This is a genomic window from Streptomyces sp. SA15, from assembly GCF_002291145.1.
Lineage (GTDB): Bacteria > Actinomycetota > Actinomycetes > Streptomycetales > Streptomycetaceae > Streptomyces.
The window spans coordinates 1-824 of the sequence record NZ_NTGE01000200.1 but is presented as its reverse complement, the minus strand read 5'-3'; the positions used below and the strand labels follow the sequence as shown (position 1 = coordinate 824).

The following is an 824-nucleotide window of genomic DNA, read 5'->3' as shown; positions in this document are numbered from 1 at the left end:
CCGACGTGACAAGCCGCCTACGAGCTCTTTACGCCCAATAATTCCGGACAACGCTTGCGCCCTACGTATTACCGCGGCTGCTGGCACGTAGTTAGCCGGCGCTTCTTCTGCAGGTACCGTCACTTTCGCTTCTTCCCTGCTGAAAGAGGTTTACAACCCGAAGGCCGTCATCCCTCACGCGGCGTCGCTGCATCAGGCTTTCGCCCATTGTGCAATATTCCCCACTGCTGCCTCCCGTAGGAGTCTGGGCCGTGTCTCAGTCCCAGTGTGGCCGGTCGCCCTCTCAGGCCGGCTACCCGTCGTCGCCTTGGTGAGCCATTACCTCACCAACAAGCTGATAGGCCGCGGGCTCATCCTTCACCGCCGGAGCTTTCAACCCTCGCAGATGCCCGCGAGAGTGGTATCCGGTATTAGACCCCGTTTCCAGGGCTTGTCCCAGAGTGAAGGGCAGATTGCCCACGTGTTACTCACCCGTTCGCCACTAATCCCCACCGAAGTGGTTCATCGTTCGACTTGCATGTGTTAAGCACGCCGCCAGCGTTCGTCCTGAGCCAGGATCAAACTCTCCGTGAATGTTTACCGGTTATCCGGTCGACACCACGAGAGCGGAACCTCCCGAGGAATAATCAGGAGGTTCACAGCGTCCTCGCTGTGTTTTCTTCAAAGGAACCTCGCCACCGGAAAGATCCGATGGACGGGGTATCAACATATCTGGCGTTGACTTTTGGCACGCTGTTGAGTTCTCAAGGAACGGACGCTTCCTTTGTACTCACCCGAGAGACTCTCTCGCGGCTTTCCTCCGGGCGCTTCCCTTCGGTCTTGCG

At 58.1% G+C, this 824-nt stretch carries 1 rRNA gene; it reads right to left on the bottom strand.

The features are described 5' to 3' along the window. A 16S ribosomal RNA gene (locus CLM62_RS43460) occupies positions 1-573 on the bottom strand; the annotation flags it as partial. Between the last annotated feature and the right edge of the window lie 251 nt (positions 574-824).